Source organism: Lactobacillus sp. C449L, assembly GCF_059900815.1.
This window is the reverse complement of record NZ_JBWXGA010000173.1, coordinates 1-471: the sequence shown is the minus strand read 5'-3', so window position 1 is coordinate 471 and position 471 is coordinate 1. Positions and strand designations below refer to the sequence as shown.

General features: G+C 60.9%; 1 protein-coding gene. It reads left to right on the top strand.

All coding sequences use genetic code 11. The annotated features are described in order from the left end of the window. The coding region (locus tag AC2JF9_RS08880) for a hypothetical protein (protein WP_500727037.1) at positions 1-471 on the top strand (471 nt) is incomplete at both ends.

Below are 471 nucleotides of genomic sequence, written 5' to 3'. Positions count from 1 at the left end.
ACTCTCACCGGCACGGGCGTCGACGACACCTTCGTGACGCGAAACTGGGATCTCACGGCAGGGGACAGCATCACAGGCGGCGGCGGCAACGATACCCTGCGCCTCGACGACGGCGGAAGTTTCGACCTGAGGCAGGTGACGCTGATCGACATCAAGTCGATCATGGGAGAGGAGAATGAAGCCGAGATGATTTTAATCTCGGCGGAGCAGTTGGCCGGCACCGACACCATCGGCGGTGGCGGTGGAATCGGCTACGATGACCTCTTTATCTTTGGCACGAATATCGATCTCACAGGGAAGTCGATCACGGACATCGACTATATCGGCCTGAAGTCCGACGGGGCCGTCATCACGGTCGACAGCAAGGAGCTGGCCATGAAGGTCCATGGCCGCTTCACCCAGGGCGACAAGCTGATCCTGACCTCTGGAACCCTCAGCGCGTCCGAGCGGCTGACCCTGCACCGACAGGGC